The organism is Streptomyces sp. WM6378, assembly GCF_001279695.1.
Lineage (GTDB): Bacteria > Actinomycetota > Actinomycetes > Streptomycetales > Streptomycetaceae > Streptomyces.
On record NZ_LGDD01000226.1, the window covers coordinates 1 to 311 of the forward strand.

At 64.0% G+C, this 311-nt stretch carries 1 protein-coding gene; it reads left to right on the forward strand.

Annotation, left to right across the window (positions count from 1 at the left end; genetic code table 11):
• Positions 1-142 precede the first annotated feature (142 nt).
• A partial coding sequence (locus tag ADK54_RS18290; protein WP_159047831.1) for a potassium-transporting ATPase subunit C occupies positions 143-311 on the forward strand: 169 nt, incomplete at its 3' end.

Sequence of the window (311 nt, forward strand, 5' to 3'; positions counted from 1 at the left end):
GCAGTACAAGCCGACCAGCGCCGACAAAATGCTCCGCCGCAACCTCGGCATCTACGGCCTGGGCGGTCTGATCGCCCCGTTCATCGGCATCAAGATCATCGACCTGCTCATCTCCCTCATCCCCGGAATCGGCTGATCGGCTATGAACAACTCGGTATCCAACACTGGCCGTCTGCTGTGGGCGGGCCTGCGCGCGCTGGTCGTCCTGACGATCGTGTGCGGCGTGATCTACCCGCTGGTGGTGACCGGCATCGCGCAGGTGGCCTTCGGCAACAAGGCCAACGGCTCGGAGATCAAGTCCGGCGGCAAGG